Genomic DNA, 23417 nt, shown 5'->3' on the forward strand with positions numbered 1-23417 from the left:
CGCTTCAGGATTTCGGCGGCCATTTCTGTGCGCCGCGGACGAGACGCAAAATTTCCACCTGTTTGATTTTTTGGCCAACCCGATAGATCACGATAAAAGATGTGCGTGAAATGATCAGTTCGCGCGTTCCATCAATTCGTCCGGGCCGGTCGATCTCCGGCTGATCGATGAGCAAATCGGTCTGACGCTCGATCTCATCAAGCTGGCTTATTGCGGCGCCGACGTTCTGGTCGGTGATAAACTGAATTGCTTTCTTGCGATCTGATTCAGCTTTCGCACGCCAGACGAGCTTTATTTGGCCTCGCCCTTAAGCCGCGCCAGGAGCTCTGCCCGTTGACGCGCCATCTCCTCCTCAACGACCTCGTGAGGAATCCAGACGGTATTGGGATCATCGGCCTCCCGGATCGCTTCCTCGACCTGTTCACGGAACCACTTGTCGTATTCCGCCGCCTCATGGGTACGACGCAGAGCTGCGGCCCGATCCGGCCGCGATGCCGTCGCCGGAGCGTAATCGGCGGCATCGACATCGAACTGCGAGATGCCGACATCCCTGAGATAAGACACCAAGGTATCGATGCGCTTGAACACGCGCACCTGCCGGCTGCGTTGGGCGGCGAGCGGGCGTTCGGCCTCGCCGTAGCGGATGACGACGGACCAGCCGCCGGTCTTGCCGACGACATGAGCCGCCTCGACCGCTCCTGCTTCGACAAGGCGGGAAAGGGTCGAATGATCGATGGTTTCCGCGGTCATGGCATATCCTCGTTCAGGCCGACAAGGATTTAATTATAGATTGCCATGCATTCAATAATTGGAATTGCGCTGCCCGAAAAACAAAAGCCTGCATGGTTTCCCATGCAGGCCCGTGCGTTCAAGTCCGTCTATTCGCGCTGTTCCAGCGCCCTGCTGAAGGCCAGGGCCGCAAGCGTGCAGATGGCGCCGGACAGCAGGTAGTAGCCGACGAAGGTCAGGCCAAAGCGGCTGGAAAGGCTGAGCGCCACCAACGGCGCAAAACCCGCGCCGATCAGCCAGGCGAGGTCCGAAGTGAAGGCGGCGCCCGTATAGCGGTAACCGCGACCGAAGCGCGACGAGATCGAGCCCGTCGCCTGGCCGAAGGAAAGGCCGAGCACGCCGAAGCCGATGATGACGAAAGCGTCATGACCGCTGTTGCCGGATGCGATCAGGCTCGGCCCGATAAAGCTGAAGACGGCGATGATGACGGCGCAGATGGCAAGCTGGGCGCGCCGGCCGATACGGTCGGCAATCAAGCCCGAGGCGATGATGGTGACAATGCCGACCGCGGCGCCGATCACCTGCACCACCATGAAGGCGCCGATCGGCTGGTTGCCGTAAAGGCTCATCCAGCCGAGCGGGAAGATGGTGACGAGGTGGAACATCGCAAAGCTCGCGAGCGGCACGAAGGCGCCGATCAGGATGTCGCGGCCGTGGACGCGCAGCACGTCGAGGATGGGGGCAGCTTCCAGCTCATGCTGTTCCAGCAGCGTGCCGAATTCCTTGGTCATGACCAGGCGCAAACGCGCAAACAGCGCCACGACATTGATCGCGAAGGCGACGAAGAAGGGATAACGCCAGCCCCAGGAGAGGAAATCCTCACTGGAAAGATTGGCGACGAAATAACCGAAGAGGGTGCTGGCCAGCGCAAAGCCGATCGGCGCGCCGAGCTGCGGGATCATCGCATACCAGCCGCGGTGCTTGGCCGGCGCATTGAGCGCAAGCAGCGAGGCTAGGCCGTCCCAGGCGCCGCCGAGCGCAAAGCCCTGGCCGAGACGGAAGAGCGCCAGCAACGCGATCGACCAGACGCCGATCTCGTCGTAACCCGGCAGGAAGGCGATCGAGGCCGTGGAGCCGCCGAGCAGGAAGAGCGCGATCGTCAGCTTGGTGCCGCGGCCATACAGCCGGTCGATCGTCATGAAGACGACGGAGCCGACCGGGCGGGCCAGGAAGGCCAGCGAGAAGATCGCGAAGGAATAGAGCGTTCCCGTCAGCCTGTCCGGCGCGAAGGGGAAGATCAGCTGTGGAAAGACCAGGACCGAGGCGAGGCCGTAGACGAAGAAATCGAAGAATTCCGACATGCGGCCGATCACCACGCCGATGGCGATGCTGCCCGGCGAAACCGGCTTGTCGTCGTGAATGCGCCGCGCGTCGCGTTCCAGCGACGACGATGACGGTCCGTAATGCGATGTTGTAGCCATGAAACGCCTCCCTCGTTGAAGCGCTTTCGGCAAGGCGCCTCAGCCTGATCTTGATCAAACCTGCAGGCTTATCAAGTCCGTAAGACGTAAATAGTTCATCATGGCGGCTCAAAATGAGGCGTGGACGGAAAAAACAGCGTGATCCGGAGCGCGATTTTCCGATGGGATGCTGGCCTGCCCGGTTCTGGCGGATATATTGATTGGAAACATGCGCTGGCGGAAGAATCCTTCTTGATTTCATCAGGATTTCAAAGCTGTAGTGCAACATGATTTGTGCCGCAGTGCGGCACGATTGCTGCACTGCGACCAAACACCTCATGTCGCTATCAGGTCCAGTGCGTTAGTCGCGGAACAAACGAAACAACAAGAGCTTAGAGACGTGCCAAAACTCGTGAAGTTTTCCCGCCTTCTATCCGTCTTGCCGCTGCTTTTCCTGGCAGGATGCAACATGGTGGTCATGGCGCCCTCCGGCGACATCGCCGTGCAACAGCGCGATCTCATCGTCATCTCGACGGTGCTGATGCTGTTGATCATCATACCGGTGATCTTCCTGACGCTGTTCTTCGCCTGGCGCTACCGCCGCTCCAATACGGCCGCCACCTACGCGCCGGAATGGCACCATTCGACCCGCCTCGAAATCGTGATCTGGGCAGCACCGCTGGCGATCATCATCGCGCTCGGCGCCGTCACCTGGATTTCCACCCATAAGCTCGATCCCTACCGTCCGCTCGACCGCCTCGATGCGGAGCGCGCCATTCCGGCCGATACCAAGCCGTTGAACGTCGAGGTCGTGGCGCTCGACTGGAAGTGGCTGTTCTTCTATCCCGAACTCGGCATTGCCACAGTCAACGAACTCGCGGCCCCTGTGGACATGCCGATCAATTTCAAGATCACCGCCTCCTCGGTGATGAACTCCTTCTACATCCCTGCCCTTGCCGGCCAGATCTATGCCATGCCCGGCATGGAGACAAAGCTGCACGCCGTCATCAACAAAGAAGGCGAGTATGAGGGCTTCTCCGCCAATTACAGCGGCGCAGGCTTCTCGCACATGCGCTTCAAGTTCCACGGCCTTACCCAAGAGGCGTTTGACGCCTGGGTGGCGCAGGTCAAGCAGCAGGGCACGATGCTCAACCGCGACGCCTATCTGAAGCTCGAGAAGCCGAGCGAGAAGGAGCCGGTGCGTTATTATGCTGGCGCCGATGCCGACCTCTACAATGCCATCCTCAACATGTGCGCCACGCCAGGCAAGATGTGCATGAACGAGATGATGCACATCGACATGATGGGCGGCGGCGGCAAGGAAAGTGCCGAGAACCGCGAGAAGCTGCAATATGACAACCGTCATGCCGACGAAGGGATCGTGGCGCCCGCCGCCACCGTGCCGGCGACGGGGGCACCGGCGCGAAGCGAGCCCGCCCAGCGTACCGACGGCAACAGCATGCAGCACGACATGCCCGGCATGCCTAGCACGCCCGGAATGGACATGCAGCATGAGGGTCATTCCATGCCCGGCATGAGCAATGGCGCCGATCCGGCGCCGGCGCAGCTCAACAACAACAATTAACCTGGCGCTTTGCGTCGCAAGACATAATGAACGGGTTGTTCCATGTTTTCCAATCCTGACCTCCTGAAGTTCGTCTTCGGCCGGTTGACCCTCGATGCCATCCCCTATCACGAGCCGATCCTCGTCGTGACCTTCATCGGCGTCGTCATCGGCGCCCTCGCGGTGCTCGGCATCATCACCTATTTCAAGTTCTGGGGTCCGCTCTGGCGGGACTGGATCTGCAGCGTCGATCACAAGAAGATCGGCATCATGTATGTGATCCTCGCCGTCATCATGCTGTTGCGCGGCTTCTCCGACGCGATCCTGATGCGCATCCAGCAGGCGATCGCCTTCAACGGTTCGGAGGGCTATCTGCCGCCGCACCATTACGACCAGGTCTTCACCGCCCACGGCGTCATCATGATCTTCTTCGTGGCGATGCCCTTCGTCACCGGTTTGATGAACTTCGTGGTACCGCTGCAGATCGGCGCGCGCGACGTCTCCTTCCCTTTCCTCAACAACTTCTCTTTCTGGATGACCACCGCCGGCGCGATCGTCATCATGCTGTCGCTGTTCATCGGCGAATTCGCCCAGACCGGCTGGCTCGCCTACCCGCCGTTGTCGGGCGCTGCCTACAGTCCGGGTGTCGGCGTCGACTATTATATCTGGGGCCTGCAGGTGGCCGGCGTCGGAACGACGCTTTCGGGCATCAACCTGATCGCCACCATCGTCAAGATGCGTGCGCCGGGCATGACCTTCATGAAGATGCCGGTCTTCACCTGGACGGCGCTCTGCACCAACGTGCTGATCGTCGCCTCCTTCCCGATCCTGACGGCAACGCTCGCGCTGCTGTCGCTCGACCGCTATGCAGGCACGAACTTCTTTACCAACGACCTCGGCGGCAATCCGATGATGTACATCAACCTCATCTGGATCTGGGGTCATCCGGAGGTCTACATCCTCGTGCTGCCGGCCTTCGGCATCTTCTCGGAAGTCGTCGCCACCTTCTCCGGCAAGCGCCTCTTCGGCTACGCCTCGATGGTCTACGCCACCTGCGTGATCATGATCCTGTCCTACATCGTCTGGCTGCACCATTTCTTCACCATGGGCTCGGGCGCCAGCGTCAACTCCTTCTTCGGCATCACCACGATGATCATCTCGATCCCGACGGGGGCGAAGATGTTCAACTGGCTCTTCACCATGTATCGCGGCCGCATCCGCTATGAGGTGCCGATGCTGTGGACGGTCGGCTTCATGGTGACCTTCGTCATCGGCGGCATGACCGGCGTCATGCTTGCCGTGCCGCCGGCCGACTTCGTGCTGCACAATTCGCTGTTCCTCATCGCCCACTTCCACAACGTCATCATCGGTGGCGTTCTCTTCGGCATGTTCGCCGGCGTGAACTACTGGTTCCCGAAGGCGTTCGGCTTCAAGCTCGATCCCTTCTGGGGCAAGATGAGCTTCTGGTTCTGGCAGATCGGCTTCTGGTTCGCCTTCATGCCGCTCTACGTGCTGGGCCTGATGGGCGTCACCCGCCGCATGAGCCAGTTCGAGGACCCGTCGATACAGATCTGGTTCATCATCGCCGCTTTCGGCGTCGGCCTGATTGCGCTTGGCATTGCCGCCTTCCTGATCCAGATCGTCGTCAGCTTCATGAAGCGCGAGGAATTGCGCGACGACAGCGGCGATCCCTGGGATGGCCGCACGCTGGAATGGTCGACCTCTTCGCCGCCGCCGGAATACAACTTCGCCTTGACGCCTGTCGTGCACGATCATGACGGCTGGTACGACATGAAGAACCGCGGTTATGCGCGTCCGCTGGAAGGCTTCCGGCCGATCCACATGCCGAAGAATACCGGCACTGGCGCGATCCTGTCGGGCATCAGTGTCGCACTCGCCTTCGGCCTGATCTGGTACATGTGGTGGCTGGTCGTCGTCTCCTTCGTCGCCATGCTCGTCGTTGCGATCGGCCATACTTTCAACTACAGACGCGACTTCTACATCCCCGCCGAAGAGGTGACCGAAACGGAAGGCAAGCGCACCGCACTGCTTGCCGAGCAGGTGTAAGAAACCATGAGCGATCAGACCATCGACACGGCCGAAAAGCCTGAATTCTACCTGACGGAAGACCATCATCCGGAAAACAGCACCAATCTCGGCTTCTGGCTCTACCTGATGAGCGACTGCCTGATCTTCGCCGTGCTGTTTGCAACACACGGCGTGCTCGGCCGCAACTATGCCGCCGGCCCGTCGCCGGCCGATCTCTTCGATCTGCCGATCGTTGCCCTCAACACCTCGATGCTGCTGTTCTCCTCGATCACCTACGGCTTCGCGATGCTGCAGATGGAGCGGAACGCAAAGGCGGAAACACTGTTCTGGCTTGCTGTGACCGGCCTGTTCGGCGCAGCTTTCATCGGGCTTGAGCTCTACGAGTTCATCCACCTGATCCATGAAGGCGCCGGGCCGACGCGCAGCGCCTTCCTCTCCTCCTTCTTCACCCTGGTCGGCACGCACGGGCTGCACGTCACCTTCGGCATCATCTGGCTGATCACGCTGATGGTGCAGGTGTCGATGCACGGGTTGATCGAGGCAAACCGCCGCCGCCTGATGTGCCTTTCGATGTTCTGGCACTTCCTCGACGTCGTCTGGATCGGCGTCTTTTCCTTCGTCTACCTGTTGGGAGTTCTCGGATGAGTTCGCAAGCCCCTGCACATGAGGATGCCCACGAGGCTCACCACGGCCACAGCCACGGCCATCAGGCCGGCCACGGCACGTTCCGCAGCTACATGACGGGCTTCGTGCTTTCCGTCATCCTGACCGCCATTCCCTTCTGGCTGGTCATGTCAGGCGTGTTCGACAGCCCGGCGGTGACGGCGGTGCTGGTGATGGGCCTCGGCGCGATCCAGATCGTCGTCCATATGGTCTTCTTCCTGCACATGAATACCAGGAGCGAGGGCGGCTGGACGATCATGGCGCTGATCTTCACCCTCATCATCGTCGCCATCGCGCTCTCGGGCTCGCTCTGGGTCATGCATCATCTCAACACCAACATGATGCCGATGAGCCCCGAGATGATGAAGAACATGCCGTGACCGTCACGAAGGGGCGGCGGCAGCGTCACCCGCAGGCTCCCTCGGAAAAATCCGATAAACGTCATTATCGGGCAAAACGCACGACCTTCGCCGTCTGCCTGATACTGCTTGCCGCGGCACTCGCGGCACTCGGCACCTGGCAGGTTGAGCGCCTGGCCTGGAAGCGCGACCTTATCGCCCGCGTCGACCAGCGTGTGCATGCGGCACCCGCGCCGGCCCCGGCACGCGCCGACTGGAACAAGGTCAATGCTGCCGACGACGAATATCGGCGGGTGACCGCAGGCGGAACCCTGGCGAACGACAAAGAAACGCTGGTCTATGCCTCGACCGCGCTCGGTCCGGGTTACTGGGTGATGGCGCCGCTGACGCTTGCCGACGGTACATCAATCCTCGTCAATCGCGGCTTCGTGCCGACCGAGCGGCGCGACCCGGCCTTGCGCCGCGAGGGGCAACTGTCAGGCCCGGTCGAGATCACCGGGCTGATGCGGATGACGGAACCAAAGGGATCGCTGCTGCAATCGAATGACGTCGCGGCCGACCGGTGGTATTCGCGCGATGTCGCAGCGATCGCTGAAAAGCGCGGCGTCGGTGCGGTTGCGCCCTATTTCATCGACGCCGATGCCGCGGCCAATCCGGGCGGCCTGCCCGTGGGCGGCCTGACGATCATCGATTTCCCCAACAACCATCTCGTCTACGCGATCACCTGGTACGGGCTGGCGGCGATGGTGCTGGCATTGCTGGTGTTCATTCTTCGCGGCGAGAGGACCACTGCATAGTTCAAAGCGCACCGTAGCGGGCCTGCCATGAACCTCGCAGGCGATCTCATGAGGCAAACCGGCTGATCGCCTCGGCGAGCTGCGCCTGCGAAAAGGGCTTGCCGAGACGAGGCAGGTCGACGATACCGGCGCCTTCGGGGATCTCGGCATAACCGCTTGCGAGGATGATCGGCATGTCAGGCCATTCGCTGCGGATCGCATGGGCAAGTTGCGCGCCCGTCATGCGCGGCATGGCATGGTCGCAAATCACCAGGTCAACCTGCTCCTTGCGTAGGATCTCGAGCGCCTCGGGACCAGCCATCGCCTCGAACACGGTGTGACCAAGATCCTCCAGCATCAGTGTCGTATTCATCAGGACGAGACCATCATCATCGACGGCGACGATACGCAGCCGACGCGGCGCATTTTCCTCTTGTAGCGGCCGCTCGGCATCTGCCTGGGTTGCCTGTTCGACTATTGCGACCGGGAACCACAATTCGGCCGTCGTGCCTTCGCCGAGGCTGCTCTTCATCATGAGGCGGCCGCCGGACTGGGACGCAAGGCCCTGCACCATGGAAAGGCCGAGGCCGGTGCCCTTGCCGACACCCTTGGTGGTAAAAAACGGCGTGATGGCCTGCTGCAGCGTCTTTGCATCCATGCCCTCGCCTTCATCGATCACCGCGATACGGACATAGCGGCCAGCCGACAGCGGACCCTTGCCTGACGGCAGCGACTCTTCGGACGCGCGAAGCACGATCCGGCCGCCGGACGGCATGGCATCGCGGGCGTTGACGACGAGGTTCAAGATCGCCATTTCCAGCTGGTTCGGATCGGTCAGGATCGTTGGCAGCCTGACGGGGAAAGAGGTCTCGATCACGGTGAGAGGGCCGAGCGAACGGCTCAGCATATCCATCATGCCACGGACCAGTCCGGACACGTCGATCGGCTCCATGTGCAGTTCCTGCCGGCGGGAAAAAGCCAGCATGCGCTGCGTCAATGCCGCGCCGCGTTGGGCGCCCTGCATGGCATTGTCGACGAGCGATGTCAGTGAGAGATCCTGCGGCATGCGTTTCTTCAGGATTTCAAGGCTGCCGAGCACAGCCATCAAGAGATTGTTGAAATCATGGGCGATACCGCCGGTCAGTTGACCGATCGCCTCCATCTTCTGCGATTGGAAGAGCTCTTCGCGCGCCTGCTCCAGGGCCCGTTGGGTCTCCATCTTCTCGGTGATATCGCGGGTGATCTTGGCGAAACCGAGCACATCTCCTTCGTCGTCGCGGATGACGTCGATGACGACGCTGGCCCAAAAACGAGTGCCGTCCTTGCGCACACGCCAGCCTTCCCGCTCGAACCGACCCTCGGCGCGGGCAAGCCTGAGCGCGGTTTCCGGCACGCCGGCTTCGCGGTCTTCTGGGGTATAGAAAGTCGAGAAATGCCGACCGACGATTTCATGCGGCCGATAGCCCTTGATCCGCTCGGCACCGAAATTCCAGCTGCTGACATTGCCGTCGGGATCGAGCATGTAGATCGCATAGTCCGAGACGCCTTGGACCAGCCGGCGGAACTGTTCTTCGCTCTGGCGGATCGTCTGTTCAGCTGCTCTGCGTTCGGTCAGGTCGCGGGTGATCTTGGCATAGCCGATGAGCTCGCCGGAGGGACGACGGATCGGATCGATGATCACATGGGCCCAGAAGCGGCTTCCATCCTTGCGCTGGCGCCAGCCTTCCCCCTCGAACCGACCGTGCTCCGCCGCCGTGGCGAGGGCACGCGCCGGTAGTCCCGCGGCCCGGTCCTCTAGTAGATAGAAACGGGAAAAATGCTCGCCGAGAATTTCGGAAGGCTTGTAACCTTTGAAGCGCTGAGCGCCGGTATTCCAGCTCGTTATGATGCCTTCGGGGCTCAGCATATAGATGGCGTAGTCGGTGATGGCATCGACCAGAAGGCGAAAGCGTCCCTCTTCGTTAAGAGACGTATCATGTCGATTCAGCACTTCCATCGGCCCCTCGGATTCAGCAACGCTTTATAACGCTGCGGCGGGCGGATGGTTCCGAAACGACCCCAATTTTTCAGACGGCCTTGACCTGTGGATAGAACCTTTCGCCGACACGCTCGGCAGCGGCATAGGCCTGCGAGACGATCTCCGGCACGAGATCGATATCGGGGAGGCTGCCGAGGCCGAGTGGGCCGACGGCAAAGAGCCCGGCGACCGTCGAACCGTCCTCCAAGAACGGCTCGCCGCGCGCGTTGACCGCGAGCCCGAGCGAGAGCTCGTCCGGCATGGCGAGGCCGGCGGAAAGCAGGCTTTGCATCAGCGGCGCTGAAAGATCCGGCGCCTGACAGCGGCAGTCGATGATGCGCTCGGCATGGATGACCTCCTCGGCAGCGGAACCGGCCGGCGTGAAGAACAGGCCGCTCAGACCCCGGCGGCCGGCGCGGCCACGGCGCAGCACCGTGCGGCCTTCGGCGAGCTCGCGTTTCAAGCGCAGGTGCATGGCCTCCGGCAGACGGTTGCGATGGCTGTCGTAGATTGCCCTGAGGTGGCGGTTGAACTGATGCTTGTCGCGGGCCGGCAGCGAACGCCAAAGCGAGCGGGCATGTTTCCTCAGGCCGTTCATCACCGATTGCCAGCTTCGCCCCGCTTCCTCCGCCTCGCGACAGGCTTGACGGATGAAGTGCACGATCTGCGGCAGGCCCTGCGGCAGCGCTTCGGCCGGGAAGACCGGATCGGCGGAATTTGGCGTATGGCTCTGGGGCAGGAAGCCGCGCCGGGAAATGATCGTCACCTGGCCGGCGTAACCGGAATCGCGCAGCTGCAGCAGCTGGTCGACGACGCGGATGCCGCTGCCGAGCAGCACCGCATGCGGTCGGGCGACGAGGCGCTGGGCCCTGACCGGCGAAGCCTCCTGCTCGCCGGCATCCGGCGCAGTCAGGCCGTAACCGGTGGCGAGGATAACGGTATCGAACAGCGGATTGGCGGGATTGGCGCTTTCGAGCAGGAAGCGGTTGCCGTGGCTCCTGCGGATCGCCACAACAGGATCGTTGCAGACCTGGACGGTGATGTCCCTGCGCGCGGCGAGCGCTTCCGAAAAGCGCTGATAGACATAATCGCTGAAGATCTCCTTCGGCACGAAGATCTGCCGGAATCCGGGAATGGCGGCCGGCACGGCGGCGCGGAAGGCGGCGTTGCTGCAGAGCCAGTCGTTGAAATCGTCATTGTCGCCGACCGAGACCGAGAGATCCCGCACACGGGTGTTGAGGATCGTCGAGGAGCGGGCTGAGGCCAGCGCCTGCCCACCGCTGACCGACGAATTCGGATCGAACAGCTGCAGGTGGAAGGGCGCGCGCACCGTCTTCATCAGCGCGATCGCCGTCATCATGCCGGAAAAGCCGCGCCCGACGATCGCAATGCGCGGTACGGCTGATATCTGCGCCGCCGCATTGGCTCTCGCCGAAAAAAGTCCCTGAACCGTCATCGCAACTCCTTTGCGGCTTCATCCGCACCGTGGGTCGATCGAGGTTTCAACGCATAAAACAGCGGTTCACGCGTTGATGAGGTTCATGCGGCCATTCACAACACCTGCCGCGGCATCGGGGGTCCGCACCAGCAGCCCCGCAAGAGAACCAGGGGAGCAATCACGCTCCTCCATAGTCTATCAAACTAGTAGTGTATGAAAGCGCTAAATGGCGCAGGTGGCAAGAGCTTTGTTGCCTCATTAGTTCAAGTTATTGAAATATAACATAATTTAGAAGTACACCGTGGAAGTCTGGCCAACCTTTGCACCTTGAGCTGCGAATTGATGGTGGAAAACGCGAGGTCGACAGCGGCCTCAGCTGCCCTCGCCCGGATATTGTTTTGCCTTCAGCAGGCTCGCCAGATGCGCCGTGTTGCGCGCTAGCATGTCGACGGATTTCGTCACGACCTTCGGCACCTTGTCGAGATCGACGAAATTGGTGGAACCCATTGCCTCGCCGACCCAATAAGCCACCGCATTCGCCGGAACGGTGAAGCCGACGTCGTTCAGCGCCTGGAAGAGCTCGGCCGACACATGATGGGCGCCGTCCTCGTTGCCAACGACAGCGACGGCCGCGACCTTGCCATAGGAGACCATACGGCCCTGATCGTCGGTCTCCTCGAGGAAGGCGTCCATGCGCTCCAGCGCCCGCTTGCAGACACTGGATGGCTGGCCGAGCCAGATCGGCGTTGCCATCAGCAGGATATCGGCGCCCAGCACCTTGGCGCGAATATCCGGCCAGTCATCGTCGGCGCCTTCGTCGGAGGTGACGCCCGGCTTGACGTTAAAATCGGCAAGGCGAAGCACTTCGGTCTCAACGCCCTGTTCGGACATCGCCTTGTCGATGAGGCCGATCATCCGGTCGGTGGAGGACGGGTCCTTGGCGTCGCTGGTCTTCAGCGTGGCGTTGAGGGCGAGAGCTTTCAGCGGCATGGGTCTCTCCGGTAGATGGACTGTTGGCATTCGCCTGGCTGCAACCCGTTCGCGCACAGATTGTTCCAGCCCGGATGCGAGGACACCTCACGTAAAAATAACCAACTGGTGAATTCTTTACTTGAACCCCCAAATGGAATCGGCAAAAGTGAAGGTGCTATCAATCCCTTCATGGATTTGCCGTCTTTTCGGGCCAGCGTCCGACCACACATCTATTGGAAAAAATACCGTGAGCAGCGATGCGTTAATACGCGCGACGAAGCCTTCGGCTTCGATGGCGCTTGCAACTGCGGCAGGCTGGGGCCGAGGCCTCTACACATTGGTGCGCATCACCATGATGGCCTTCCGCCACCCCTGGCAATCCGGCTTTGCGATCGGCGCCACGCTTGTCGCCTCCACCTTCCAGCTGATGATCCCGCGCCTTCTCGGCCAGGCCGTCGACCACACCCAGATGGCGATGAGCGGCGGTGCGGCGGGCCAGGTGGCACAGGACGCGCTCCTGACCACGGCATTGCTGCTGCTCGGCGCCAGCGTGCTGCGCGGCCTCTTCACCATGGTCCAGAACTATTACAGCGAAGCCGTCGGCCATCACATCGGCTACGAGTTGCGGCTGGCCTGTTACGAGAAGATCCAGCGGCTCTCCTTCAGCTTTCATGACACGGTCCATTCCGGCGACCTGATCACCGTCGGCCTGCTCGATCTCGAAGGCGTGCGCATGTATTTTTCCACCGCGCTCGTCCGGATGATCCTGCTGTCGATCCTGATCGGCATCGGCGCCTATATGCTGCTGTCGACCGATATCGTGCTCGGCCTCCTGGCGCTCTCCTTCGTGCCCTTCGTCGGCTGGCGCTCCTCGGTGACGCAGCTGCGGCTGCGCGCCACCTGGCTCGACCTGCAGGAGCGGCTTTCGGTGCTGACCCGCATCATGGAGGAGAATCTCGGCGGCATCCGCGTCGTACGCGCCTTTGCCGCCCACGAACACGAGATTTCGAAATTCGAGGCGGCGTCGAAAAACGCGCTGGCGCTCGCGCATCAGCGCGTCGGCATCCGCGTCACCAATACCAGCGCCATGACCTTCTCATTCTTCGCGGCGATGGGCCTGGTGCTCTGGGTCGGCGGCGGCAAGGTGATGTCGGGCGAGATCACCGTCGGCACGCTGGCCTCGTTCCTGACCTTCATGACCATCCTGCAGATGCCGGTGCGCCAGCTCGGCCTGATGGTCAACTCCTTTGCCCGCGCCTCCACCTGCGGCTCGCGCCTCTTTGCCCTTCTCGACCTCGACATCGCGATCAAGGATGCGCCGGATGCGAAGGAGCTGAACCTCACCGACGGCGTGCTGCGCTTCGAGAATGTCAGCTTCGCCTATCCGGGTTCGGAAAAGCGCACCGTGCTCCAGGATGTCTCTTTTGAAGCCCGGCGCGGCCAGACGATCGGCATCGTCGGGCCTCCCGGCAGCGGTAAGTCGACGATCGCCCACCTGATCCCACGCTTCTACGATGTCAGCGGCGGCAAAATCACGATCGACGGCCAGGACATCCGCAAGGCGACGCTGCAATCGCTGCGCCGGGCCGTGGCCGTCGTCCAGCAAGATTCCTTCCTGTTCACGACGACGATCGAAAACAACATCGCCTATGGCGACCCGTGGGCGAAGGAAGTCCGCATTGAGCGCGCCAGCGAAAGCGCCCAGTTGCACAATTACGTGCTCGGCCTTCCCACGGGTTACGGCACTGTGGTTGGCGAGCGCGGCGTTTCGCTTTCCGGCGGCCAGCGGCAGCGTCTTTCGATCGCCCGCGCGCTGATGCTGAAACCGGCAGTGATGGTATTCGACGATTCGACGGCGGCAATCGATGCGGCCACCGAGCAGCGCATCCGCGGCGCCATGCGCCGCTATGCCGCTGACCGCGTAACGATCATCGTTGCCCACCGCCTGAGCTCGCTGATGCATGCCGACCAGATCCTGTTCGTCGAAGACGGCCGGATCGTCGAGCGCGGCACGCATGCGGCGCTGCTTTCGCTCGGCGGGCGCTACAAGGCGCTCTACGACCTTCAGGTGCGGCCAGGCGACGAGGCGCTGAGCGCCTAGCAACCGGTATGTTCCCCTCTGCTCCCAAGTGGAGAGGAACAAGTAGTGACTATGCAGGCCACCGGAAGTGATGGCCGCGGGAGGAATGACATGGCCGAGGAACTGGAAACCGAGCGCCCCGACGTTCGCGAGGATGGACGCCGCCCGCCGCGGGCGGTGGTCGGTTCGCATCGCGTCGAGGAGGAGATGTTCGGCAAGGCGTTCGACGGCAACATCGTCAAGCGCATCTGGGTTTTCGTTCACCCCTATCGCCGCCAGGTCCTCTGGTCCGTCGTCGCCGTTCTGACCTTCACGATGATGCAGCTCACCATCCCGCTGATCATCCGCTATGCCATCGACCACGGCATGTCGCCGGGTGGCAACCATTCGGCGCTGGCCTGGTCGATCGTCGCCTTCACGATTGCCATCCTCATCAACTACGCGGCAAGCTACGCGCAGGAAACGCTGGTCGGCGGCGTGGCGGAAGATGTTCTCTTTGATATCCGCAAGGCGATGTTTTCGCATCTCCAACGCGTTTCGCTCTCCTTCATGGACAAGACGGAGGTCGGCCGGCTGATGTCGCGCCTGCAGGGCGACGTCAACTCGATGCAGGAATTCCTCGAAACCTCGGTGCTCTCCGTCGGCGACATCGTGCTGCTTTTCGGCATCATTTTCGTGATGCTCTATCTCGATTTCAAGCTGGGGCTGCTGACGCTCTCGGTGCTGCCGGTGCTCTTCATCGTCCGGCTGTTCTGGCTGCCGCTCGCCCGCAAATCCTTCATGGCCGCCCACGAGACCAATTCGATTGCCGCTGGCGCCCTCGCCGAAGCGATCCACGGTGTGCGTGCCGTCCAGAGCATGGACAGGCAGGGCGTCAACTTCACGCTCTACGACGACAAGGCGCGTGCCAACCTGCTGACGCATCTGACGGCGGCGCGCTATGCGCAGGTGATGGTGCCGATCGTCGATAGCCTGACCGGCGTGGCGATGGCGCTCGTCATCGTCGTCGGCGGCGCCCGCGTTCTCAACCAGGCGCTCGATGTCGGCGTGCTCGTCGCCTTCCTGTTCTACATTCAGCGCTTCTTCGACCCAATCCGTTCGCTGACCCTGCAATATTCGGTGATGCAGCGTGCCATGGCTTCCGGCCAGCGGCTGACCGAAGTGCTCGACGTGCCTGTCGACATCAAGGATGCGCCTGGTGCCACGGCGCTATCGCGCGACATGGACGGCTCGGTGGAATTCAAGGACGTCGTCTTTGGCTACAATCCGAAGCATCCGGTGCTGAAGCATGTCAGCTTCAAGGTCAATCCCGGCGAGACGGTGGCGCTGGTCGGGCCGACGGGGTCCGGCAAATCGAGCTGCATGTCGCTGATCCATCGCTTTTACGATGTGCAGCAAGGCCAGGTGCTGGTCGGCGGCCACGATGTGCGAGCGCTGACGCAGGATTCGCTCGGGGCACAGATCGCCATGGTGCTGCAGGAACCCTTCCTCTTCACCGGCACCGTTTTCGAAAACATCCGCTACCACAAGCTGGAAGCGACGCGCGAACAGGTGATCGAGGCGGCCAAGGCCGTCGGCGCGCACGACTTCGTCATGCGTCTGCCGGAGGGTTACGATAGCGTTCTCGGCGAGCGTGGCGGCAACCTCTCGCTTGGCCAGCGCCAGCTCTTGAGCTTTGCCCGCGCCTTGGTGGCGGATGCAAAGATCCTCGTGCTCGACGAGGCGACCGCCAATATCGACAGCTATACCGAGATGCTGATCCAGAAAGCGCTGGTGAAGCTGCTCGAAAACCGCACCGGCCTCGTCATCGCCCATCGGCTTGCGACCATCCGCGAGGCGGACCGCATCATCGTGCTGCAGAACGGCGAAATCATCGAAAGTGGCGACCACCGCCAACTGATGAAGAACGGCAAGCTCTACTCGAAGCTCTATAACCTCAATTACGCCTCCTTCGACGACATTCCCGAAGACGTGCTGGAAGAGACGACGGCGACGCAATCGGCGACCTAGCGCATTCGCTCGAAAATCGGAATCATTTTCGAGAAGCGCGATGCGAGGATTGAAAAGTGTAGAGCGTCCTTTGGGCTTCCGTGAGGACGCTCGGCCCTCTAATCCGGATGACATGCATTAATGCCTGTCGCAAAGTTTGAACGAACAAACGACTTGCTGCCGCATTTCCCTCTTATCTGGGGCAAGTGCCACTGAGGAGAATATTATGAAGAGAGTTATTAGCAGCCTGTTGATCGCAACGGCCCTTGTTGGATCGGCCATTCAGCCTGCTGCCGCGCGCGACCACCACCGTCATCACGACAACACCGGTCGAATCATCGCCGGCGGCGTTGCCGCAGGTGTTGTCGGCGGGTTAATTGGGGGCGCAATCGCCAATAACGGCGGCCCTCGCTACGTCGATGAGCCTCGCTATGTCCAACCCGCGCCGAGATGCTGGTATGAGGACCGCGATGTCCGCAATCGCTATGACGGCGGCTATCATGCCGAAACTGTACGCGTCTGCGAATAACGGGCTCATAAACCCGCTACCGGGAGGCTCGAGCGGCGCGACTTGACGATATGTCGTCGCCGCTCGCATTCATCCCCCGAGCCGAGGTTCGTCCGCAGCCCCGGCTTCCGCAATGAACATTGGCTGCGTTTAGCGCCATGTCAGCTTAATCTGCGGTTATCGCCCTTATCGCAAAAATCTCATTGCCATGCGATCGCTTGTCATGCGGCTGTCAAAGACGATGAATAGCTGAAAGCCGATGAATGATGGTCCACTAAACGGCGGCAAAGTACCGAAGAAAGAACGCATGCGGTTCGTCAGCGCCGCGCAGGTCGCGCAATTGGCGGGCGTTTCGCGCTCCGCGGTCTCACGCACCTTCACGCCGGGCGCCAGCGTCGCTCCGACGACGCGTGAAAAGGTACTGCGGACGGCGCAAGAGCTCGGTTACCACGTCAACGACCTGGCGCGCGGCGTGCTTGCCAATCAGAGCCGCCTCGTCGGCATCGTCGCGACCCGGCCGGAAGTGGGTTTTCGCGCGCATCTGGCGGCAGCACTTGCCAAAGCCCTGATCAAACGCGGCAGCATCCCGATCCTCATCAACACCGGCCAGACGGAAGACGAGCTGCTCGCCGCCCAGAAGATGCTGATCGGCCACCGCGCCGAGGCGATCATCATTCTGTCCGGCTCGCCGCCGGCGAGTTTCTTCGAACTCGCACAGCGAAACGGCCAGCCGCTCGTCGTGATCGGCCGTTCGGAACCCGACGCCGACCATGTGCGCGCCGGCAACTCCGAAGCCTCCGGCAAGGCGGCGACGGCCTTTTACGAAAGCGGCAGACGGAGGCTTGCGGTCGTCGGCTCCAACACGGGAACGCCTGCTATCATCGAGCGCGAGAGCGCTTTTCTGTCGACCGCCGAGTCGCTCGGTACATCCGTCGTCGTCGGACGCGGCGGCGATTCGGACTATGATGGCGGTGTTGCCGCCGCGCGCGCACTCTTTTCGGAGACAATAAAGCCCGACGCCGTTTTCTGCGCCAACGACCAGATCGCCTTCGGACTGATGGATGTCGTGCGCCTGGAAGCGCGGCTGCGCATCCCCGAGGACGTCGCCGTCATCGGCTTCGACGACGTGCCGGAATCCTCCTGGCTGAGCTACAGGCTCACCACCTTCCGCCAGGACCCGCTGACCATGGCGCTGCGTGCCGTCAAATTGATGGAGCGGCGGCTTGAAAATCCCGATGCGCCTCCGGGTTACGAACGCGTCATTCCGGAACTCGTCATCCGCCAGAGCTTCAGACCCTGACCTTTCCGCGCGGCTTTTCGCAGGCGCCATCCTGTGGCAAGAAGGAGCATGACGCTTTATTTGCCGCATGTCGTTGTCCCAAAACCATTGCACACTTTTGGGCGACATGCATTGGGGAGGAAGATCGCCTGAGATGAAGGGAATTCGCCAGCTCGCCGAGCATCTCGACATTTCGATCGGGACCGTATCCCGTGCGCTGAACGGCAAGCCCGACGTCAACGACGAAACGCGCCGTCGCGTGCTCGCCGCCGCCGAAGAGCTCGGTTACGTCGCCAACCAGTCGGGCCGCAGCCTTCGCCAGGGCATGACCAACGTCATCGGGCTGATGCTCGAGGTGAGCCGCGAGACGGTCGAAAACAGCGACGACTTCTTCCTTGGCGTCACCGACGGGCTGCAGAGCGTCTTTTCCCGTCACAAGCTCGATCTCGTCATGCTACCCTGCCCCGATGACGAGGACCCACACGAATATCTGAAGCGCATGGTGGCGCGCCGCCTTGTCGACGCGCTGATCATCTCCGCGACACGACGCACCGACCGGCGCATAGAGCTTCTGGAAAAGGCCCGCATCCCCTTCGTGACGCTCGGCCGCAGCGCGTCGGGCGGCAGTTACACCTGGATGGATCTCGATTTCGAGGGCGTGGCGACGCGCGGCGTCGACCGGCTCGTCGCCAAAGGCCACCGGCGGATCGCGGTGGCTGTCCCCTCCTCCGACATCAATCTCGGCTACCTCTTCCTCGACGCCTACCGCCAGGCACTGCAACGGCACGGCATCCCCTTCGACCCGGCCCTCGTCATCCGGGTCAAGTCGAGCGAACAGGGTGGCTATCAGGCCGGCCACGAATTGCTGATGATCAAGCAGCGGCCGACGGCGATCATCCTGATCCATGAACTGATGGCGATCGGGCTCTACCGCCGGCTTGCCGAGGCCGGCGTCGCGCCCGGCCGTGACCTCGCCGTCGTCGGTTTCCGCGAGGAGCCGCGCACGCTTTTCCTGCAGCCGACGCTGACGTCCTTCCGCATGTCGCTACGCGATCTCGGCGCCCAGCTCGGCGAAACCCTGCTCGCCACCATGCCGGCCTATGCCGATCATTATCCGCAGGGCGCCCGCAACAGGATCTGGCCGCTGGAACTCGTTCCGGGCGAAAGCGACGCTTTCACGCTGACGGCCTGAAGCCGACCGCGTCGATATATTTCGCGGCTTGCATCAGACCCGGCTTGGAGCAGCCTGTTCCCTGCTCGACAGCTGATGCGTGACGAAGAAGACCAGCAGGGCTCCGGCCGCCAGGCAGGCGGACAGGAAGAACATCGGCGCGATCGTGCTGCCGCTCGCTTCCTTGATCCAGGGCACGACGTTCTGGGCGACGAAACCGCCGAGATTTCCGACCGAATTGATGGCGGCAAGGCCGGCTGCAGCACCCGCGCCCTTGAGGAAACGTGAGGGCAGGCTCCAGAACACCGGCTGGGGCGCGAAGATCCCGGCAGCAGCGACACAGAGGAAGGCGAATTGCAAGGTGTGGTTCGGGATCAGCGCCGAGAGCAGCAGGCAGGCGGCGCCGATGAAAGCCGGAATGACGATATAGGGCGTCTTCGATTGCGCCTTGTCGGCCATGGCGGGAACGACATAGAGCGCGATCGCGACCAGCACCCAGGGAATGATGTTGAGGAAACCGTTCACCGTGTTGCTGACGCCGAAGGCCTTGACGATGGTCGGCAGCCAATAGCTCAGCCCATAGGCAGAAAGCGGAAAGGCGATATAGCAGAGCGCCATCAGCAGCACGCGTGGGTCGATGAGCGCCTTGAAGCCGTTTCCGGCATTCTCGCCCATGCCGGCATTTTCCGAGGCGAGCCTGTGTTCGAGCCACTGCTTCTCTTCGCCGCTCAGGAAGCTCGCGTTTTCAGGCCGGCCAGGAAGATAGAAGAAGGTGACGATGCCGGCGATGACAGCCGGAACACCCGTCGCCAGGAACACCCACTCCCAGCCTGCAAAGCCGTAGAGACCGTCGAGATCGAGCAGCACGCCGCCGAGCGGCGCACCGACGGCATTGGCGATCGCGCTGAAGATCATGAACAGCCCGACCATCCTGCCGCGATAGACTGAAGGGAACCACAGCGTCAGCAGATAGAGAACGCCGGGAAAGAAGCCGGCTTCGCAGACACCGAGCAGGAAACGCAGGATATAGAACATCGTCGCGTTCTGTGTGAAGGCGAGCGCGATGGTGACGATGCCCCAGGAGACCAGGATGCGTGCGAACCAGACACGGGCGCCGAGCCTGTCAAGGAAGAGGTTGCTCGGCACCTCGAAAAGAAAATAGCCGATGAAGAAGAGCGAGGCGCCAAGGCCGTAGGCATATTCGCTCATTCCGAGGGCATCGACCATCTGCAGCTTGGCGAAACTGACGTTCTGCCGGTCGATATAGGCGATGAGATAAAGGATGCCGAGAAACGGCATCAGCTTCCAGGTGATTTTCGAGATCAGCCGCTTCTCGTCGACCATAAGTATCCTCCGATATGACCATGCTTCGTCACGGCGTAGATAGAGCGGCCAGCCGATAATCAATTGCGCGTTGCATTTTCTGGGAGGGGCCGCGACCAGATCATATGGCCGCACCCGGACACCGGGTGCGGCCTGTCTTTAGATCATTCAGCAGCGGCAACAGCCGCGCGGCGGCCGATCGTTGCCTGGGTCAGCGCGAAGGCTGAGAAGGCGCAGAGCGCGATGCCGGCGGCCATCGGAACGGCAGTACCGTCGAAGAAGACGCTCGATATGACCATGGCGACGGCGGCGATCACGAAGTGCAGCGTGCCCATCAGCGACGAGGCCGTGCCGGCGATCTCGCCGTGATCCTCAAGGGCAAGCACCGCGCTCGTCGGGATGACGAGGCCGAGGAAGCCGTAGCCGATGAACAGGAAGGTCGCCAGGAAAGGCAGCTGATTGAATCCAGAAGCCATCACCACCGCCATCACGACCATCGCAAGCGCATAAGCGCTGACCGCAATCCGCATGACGCGCACCAGGCCGAAACGCTCGCCGAGCCAGCCCGTGGCCTGCGATACCGCGAAGAAGGACACGGCATTGATCGAGAAGGCGAAGCTGTATTGCGTCGGCGTCAGCCCGTAATGCTGGATCAGCACGAAGGGCGAATTGGCGAGATAGACGAGGAAGCTCGAAATGCCGAGGCCGCCGATGAACGTCAGCGTCAGGAAATTGCGGTCGGTCAGCAGCAGGCGGTAAGCCGCCATGGCGCTGCTTAGACCGCTGCCGCTGCGTTCGTTCGCCGAACGGGTTTCGTCAAGCTGGGTCGCAAGCAGGACGAGGCCGATGAAGGCGGCGATCGTCACGGCCCAGAATACACCGCGCCAGCCGTAGAACTCGATGACGGCGCTGCCCGTCAGCGGCGCCAGGATCGGCGAGATCGAAAAGACCAGCATCAACAGCGACATCAGGCGGGCGGCCTGCACGCCGGTGTGCATGTCGCGGACGATGGCGCGCGGAATGACCATGCCAGCGGCACCGCCGATACCCTGAACGAAACGGAAGGCGATCAGCGTTTCGATATCGGTCGCCAGCGCACAGCCGATCGAGGCGATGGCGAAGAGGCCGATGCCGAGATAGAGCGGCAGCTTGCGGCCCCACATATCCGACAGCGGCCCATAGACGAGCTGGGCGAGCGCAAAGGAGATGAAGAAGGCAAGAAGGGTAAGCTGGGTGACGTTGTTATCGGCATGCAGGTCCTGGCCAATGGACGGCAGCGCGGGCAGATACATGTCGATGGCAAAGGGCCCGATGGCCGACAGAAGGCCGAGAATGAGGGCAATGCGAAAGAAGGGAGCCGTCATAATGGTGATCTTTCATAAAAGCGCGGCGAGGTACTGGATCGTCGCTCCGCCACATTGCTCTTAGAGTGCCGTGCGTCCTCTCGGACGCACAAAGGACGCTCTAAGACTTTAAATCTACGCATCGTACTTTCCGAAAATCGGTTCCGATTTTCGGGCCGATGCGCGGGTTGAATGATGATCGTTCGCGCGAAGACGAAGTTGGGAGGTCATATCTCCTGCGGCGGAACCAAGAGTGTCAACAAATTTGGACACAGATGTAAAATTAGACGCCATTGTCTAAAACGTCAAGACGTCTTATCTTCGCTCTCATGAAAGATCGCATGACACCGGCAGTCCGGATGACGGGGCATACACAGCGCGGACAATGCGCCAAGCGCATGTCGATCCTCGATGCCGCGGCCGACGTATTTTGCCGCCAGGGTTTTGCCGGCGCCAGCATCGACGAGATCGCCGCCGTCGCCTGTGTCTCGCGCCAGACGATCTACAATCACTATCGCGAGAAGGAAACGCTTTTCGTCGCCGTCGTCGAAGACGTCATGAACCGCGCCAACGCCATGCTCTTCTCGGTGCTTTCGACCTTTCCTGAACGCGCCGAGGATCTGGAGGACGAGCTGACGGCTTTTGCCGTGCGCCTCAATAAGAACTGCATCTGCAACCACGACGGAAAATTCCTGCGCAAGCTGGTGCAGACCGAGGGCGAGCGATATCCGCACCTCTTCGAAAGCTGGCGCCAGCAGGGGCCGGGCAAGCTGATCACCGCACTTTCTGCACTTCTCGGGCGGCTTGCCCATAAGGGGGCGCTCGCCATCGACGATTTCGACGTCGCCGCCCGGCAGTTCGTGGCACTCGGCAATGCCGACCTGCAGATGATGATCCTTCTCGGCGCCACACCCACCGATGAAGAACTAGAAAAGGCGGCGCGCAACGCGGTCCGTACCTTTCTCAAGGCCTATGGCAGGCCGGAGGCGGAAAAGGCCGGCCATCCGCCGCAACTCGCAGCCATATCAGGCTGATCGTGCCCTTCCGATCAAGCCTTCCGATCAGGCAAACACCGTCATTTGTGAGGGTACGACCGCGAACATGCCGACGCGGCGCGCGGCAAGATATTTCACCAGCTGTTCGACAACCGAAGGCATGACCGGCTTCTGAACCACGCCGACCGCGCCCTTGACACCATCGGCGACCATTTCGGGATTGCCGGTCATGAAGACGACGGCAATGCCATGCTCTTGCGCCAGCCGTCGGCCGATCTCAGGCCCTGTCGGGCCGTCGGCAAGATTGACGTCGACGAAAGCGATATCGGCAAGCGGCGCCAGCCGCAGCGCCTCTTCGCGATCATTCGCAAGGCCCGCGACCTGCATGCCCATGCCTTCCACCGTCGCCTCGAGATCGAGCGCGATCAGGAATTCATCTTCGACGATCAATACTCTCTGTTTCATGAGATCATCTCGTTGCCAGCGCCGCACGACATTGGTGGCCATGATACGTCCCCTTGGTTACGCCTGTACTTCTAAAGAGGGATCCGCTCCGGCAGCCTATCCCACGCGAAACTCAAGGTGGTAACGGGCAACTCAACGATATGTTCCGCGTTGGAACGCCGTTTTTTGTATTTAAGGTATTGTTAACGTTGATTAATTCTTAACGTGCTCAAACCTGAAGCAAAAAAGGCGGCACCA

20 protein-coding genes are annotated in these 23417 nt (G+C 61.6%); 11 read left to right on the forward strand and 9 right to left on the reverse strand.

Going from position 1 to position 23417, the window contains the following annotated elements; translation table 11 throughout:
• Positions 1–4: 4 nt before the first annotated feature.
• The 3 genes from ELH03_RS28100 to ELH03_RS28110 all read right to left on the reverse strand — a co-directional run bounded on the left by ELH03_RS28100 (position 5) and on the right by ELH03_RS28110 (position 2210).
• Positions 5–295, reverse strand: a complete 291-nt coding sequence (locus tag ELH03_RS28100; RefSeq protein WP_130659818.1) for a type II toxin-antitoxin system RelE/ParE family toxin — start codon at positions 293–295, stop codon at positions 5–7.
• A complete protein-coding gene (locus ELH03_RS28105) occupies positions 292–750 on the reverse strand; it encodes a ParC-related protein (protein ID WP_128412087.1) in 459 nt (152 codons plus the stop codon). The genes ELH03_RS28100 and ELH03_RS28105 overlap by 4 nt, the downstream gene beginning before the upstream one ends.
• A 128-nt stretch (positions 751–878) precedes the next feature.
• Complete coding sequence (locus ELH03_RS28110; RefSeq protein WP_018482592.1) at positions 879–2210, reverse strand: MFS transporter; 1332 nt, start codon at positions 2208–2210, stop codon at positions 879–881.
• Between the two features lie 379 nt (positions 2211–2589).
• Here ELH03_RS28110 and cyoA point away from each other — a divergent pair, with 379 nt between their 5' ends.
• From cyoA to ELH03_RS28135, 5 genes are read left to right on the forward strand one after another with little or no spacing between them, the layout of a single operon-like run.
• Positions 2590–3774 (forward strand): ubiquinol oxidase subunit II, encoded by a 1185-nt coding sequence (gene cyoA / locus ELH03_RS28115; protein WP_128412086.1) that lies wholly within the window; start codon positions 2590–2592, stop codon positions 3772–3774.
• Positions 3775–3816: 42 nt separating this feature from the next.
• The gene (gene cyoB / locus ELH03_RS28120; RefSeq protein WP_130767005.1) at positions 3817–5820 is read left to right on the forward strand and encodes a cytochrome o ubiquinol oxidase subunit I; all 2004 of its coding nucleotides are present in this window, start codon (positions 3817–3819) and stop codon (positions 5818–5820) included.
• 6 nt (positions 5821–5826) lie between these two features.
• Entirely contained in the window at positions 5827–6447 is a 621-nt protein-coding gene (cyoC, locus tag ELH03_RS28125; RefSeq protein WP_018246251.1) for a cytochrome o ubiquinol oxidase subunit III, read from the forward strand.
• Positions 6444–6845, forward strand: coding sequence for a cytochrome o ubiquinol oxidase subunit IV (cyoD, locus tag ELH03_RS28130; protein WP_128404706.1), 402 nt, complete (start codon positions 6444–6446; stop codon positions 6843–6845). The genes cyoC and cyoD overlap by 4 nt, the downstream gene beginning before the upstream one ends.
• Positions 6842–7621, forward strand: coding sequence for an SURF1 family protein (locus ELH03_RS28135; protein WP_130767006.1), 780 nt, complete (start codon positions 6842–6844; stop codon positions 7619–7621). The genes cyoD and ELH03_RS28135 overlap by 4 nt, the downstream gene beginning before the upstream one ends.
• Positions 7622–7667: 46 nt before the next feature.
• Here the strand turns inward: ELH03_RS28135 and ELH03_RS28140 are convergent, their stop codons facing one another.
• The 3 genes from ELH03_RS28140 to ELH03_RS28150 all read right to left on the reverse strand — a co-directional run bounded on the left by ELH03_RS28140 (position 7668) and on the right by ELH03_RS28150 (position 12045).
• Positions 7668–9596, reverse strand: coding sequence for a hybrid sensor histidine kinase/response regulator (locus ELH03_RS28140; RefSeq protein WP_130767007.1), 1929 nt, complete (start codon positions 9594–9596; stop codon positions 7668–7670).
• Positions 9597–9666: 70 nt separating this feature from the next.
• Positions 9667–11073 carry an FAD/NAD(P)-binding protein gene (locus ELH03_RS28145; protein ID WP_130767008.1) on the reverse strand — a complete coding sequence of 469 codons (1407 nt, stop codon included), beginning with the start codon at positions 11071–11073 and terminating at the stop codon, positions 9667–9669.
• Between the two features lie 354 nt (positions 11074–11427).
• The gene (locus ELH03_RS28150; RefSeq protein WP_128412081.1) at positions 11428–12045 is read right to left on the reverse strand and encodes a flavodoxin family protein; all 618 of its coding nucleotides are present in this window, start codon (positions 12043–12045) and stop codon (positions 11428–11430) included.
• 121 nt (positions 12046–12166) lie between these two features.
• Here ELH03_RS28150 and ELH03_RS28155 point away from each other — a divergent pair, with 121 nt between their 5' ends.
• The 5 genes from ELH03_RS28155 (at position 12167) to ELH03_RS28175 (ending at position 19075) form a co-directional block, all read left to right on the forward strand.
• On the forward strand, positions 12167–14128 hold the full coding sequence (locus ELH03_RS28155; protein WP_197730017.1) for an ABC transporter ATP-binding protein: 1962 nt from the start codon (positions 12167–12169) through the stop codon (positions 14126–14128).
• 90 nt (positions 14129–14218) lie between these two features.
• A complete protein-coding gene (locus ELH03_RS28160) occupies positions 14219–16117 on the forward strand; it encodes an ABC transporter ATP-binding protein (RefSeq protein ID WP_130767009.1) in 1899 nt (632 codons plus the stop codon).
• 205 nt (positions 16118–16322) lie between these two features.
• Positions 16323–16625: a hypothetical protein gene (locus ELH03_RS28165; protein WP_128403575.1), complete on the forward strand. Its 303-nt coding sequence runs from the start codon at positions 16323–16325 to the stop codon at positions 16623–16625.
• 238 nt (positions 16626–16863) lie between these two features.
• The gene (locus ELH03_RS28170; RefSeq protein ID WP_130767010.1) at positions 16864–17904 is read left to right on the forward strand and encodes a LacI family DNA-binding transcriptional regulator; all 1041 of its coding nucleotides are present in this window, start codon (positions 16864–16866) and stop codon (positions 17902–17904) included.
• A gap of 133 nt (positions 17905–18037) precedes the next feature.
• On the forward strand, positions 18038–19075 hold the full coding sequence (locus ELH03_RS28175) for a LacI family DNA-binding transcriptional regulator (protein ID WP_128412078.1): 1038 nt from the start codon (positions 18038–18040) through the stop codon (positions 19073–19075).
• A gap of 33 nt (positions 19076–19108) precedes the next feature.
• Here ELH03_RS28175 and ELH03_RS28180 read toward each other — a convergent pair whose 3' ends face one another.
• Together ELH03_RS28180 and ELH03_RS28185 are read right to left on the reverse strand one after the other, a co-directional pair.
• The gene (locus ELH03_RS28180; protein WP_130767011.1) at positions 19109–20398 is read right to left on the reverse strand and encodes an MFS transporter; all 1290 of its coding nucleotides are present in this window, start codon (positions 20396–20398) and stop codon (positions 19109–19111) included.
• 143 nt (positions 20399–20541) lie between these two features.
• Positions 20542–21741, reverse strand: coding sequence for a multidrug effflux MFS transporter (locus ELH03_RS28185; protein ID WP_130767012.1), 1200 nt, complete (start codon positions 21739–21741; stop codon positions 20542–20544).
• 272 nt (positions 21742–22013) lie between these two features.
• On the opposite strand from ELH03_RS28185, the gene ELH03_RS28190 reads away from it, so the two are divergent.
• Positions 22014–22754 (forward strand): TetR/AcrR family transcriptional regulator, encoded by a 741-nt coding sequence (locus tag ELH03_RS28190; RefSeq protein WP_128412075.1) that lies wholly within the window; start codon positions 22014–22016, stop codon positions 22752–22754.
• 27 nt (positions 22755–22781) lie between these two features.
• On the opposite strand, the gene ELH03_RS28195 is transcribed toward ELH03_RS28190, so the two are convergent.
• Positions 22782–23222: a response regulator gene (locus tag ELH03_RS28195; protein WP_130767013.1), complete on the reverse strand. Its 441-nt coding sequence runs from the start codon at positions 23220–23222 to the stop codon at positions 22782–22784.
• Positions 23223–23417: the final 195 nt, after the last annotated feature.

The organism is Rhizobium beringeri, from assembly GCF_004306515.1.
In the GTDB taxonomy this organism is placed as follows: domain Bacteria; phylum Pseudomonadota; class Alphaproteobacteria; order Rhizobiales; family Rhizobiaceae; genus Rhizobium; species Rhizobium beringeri.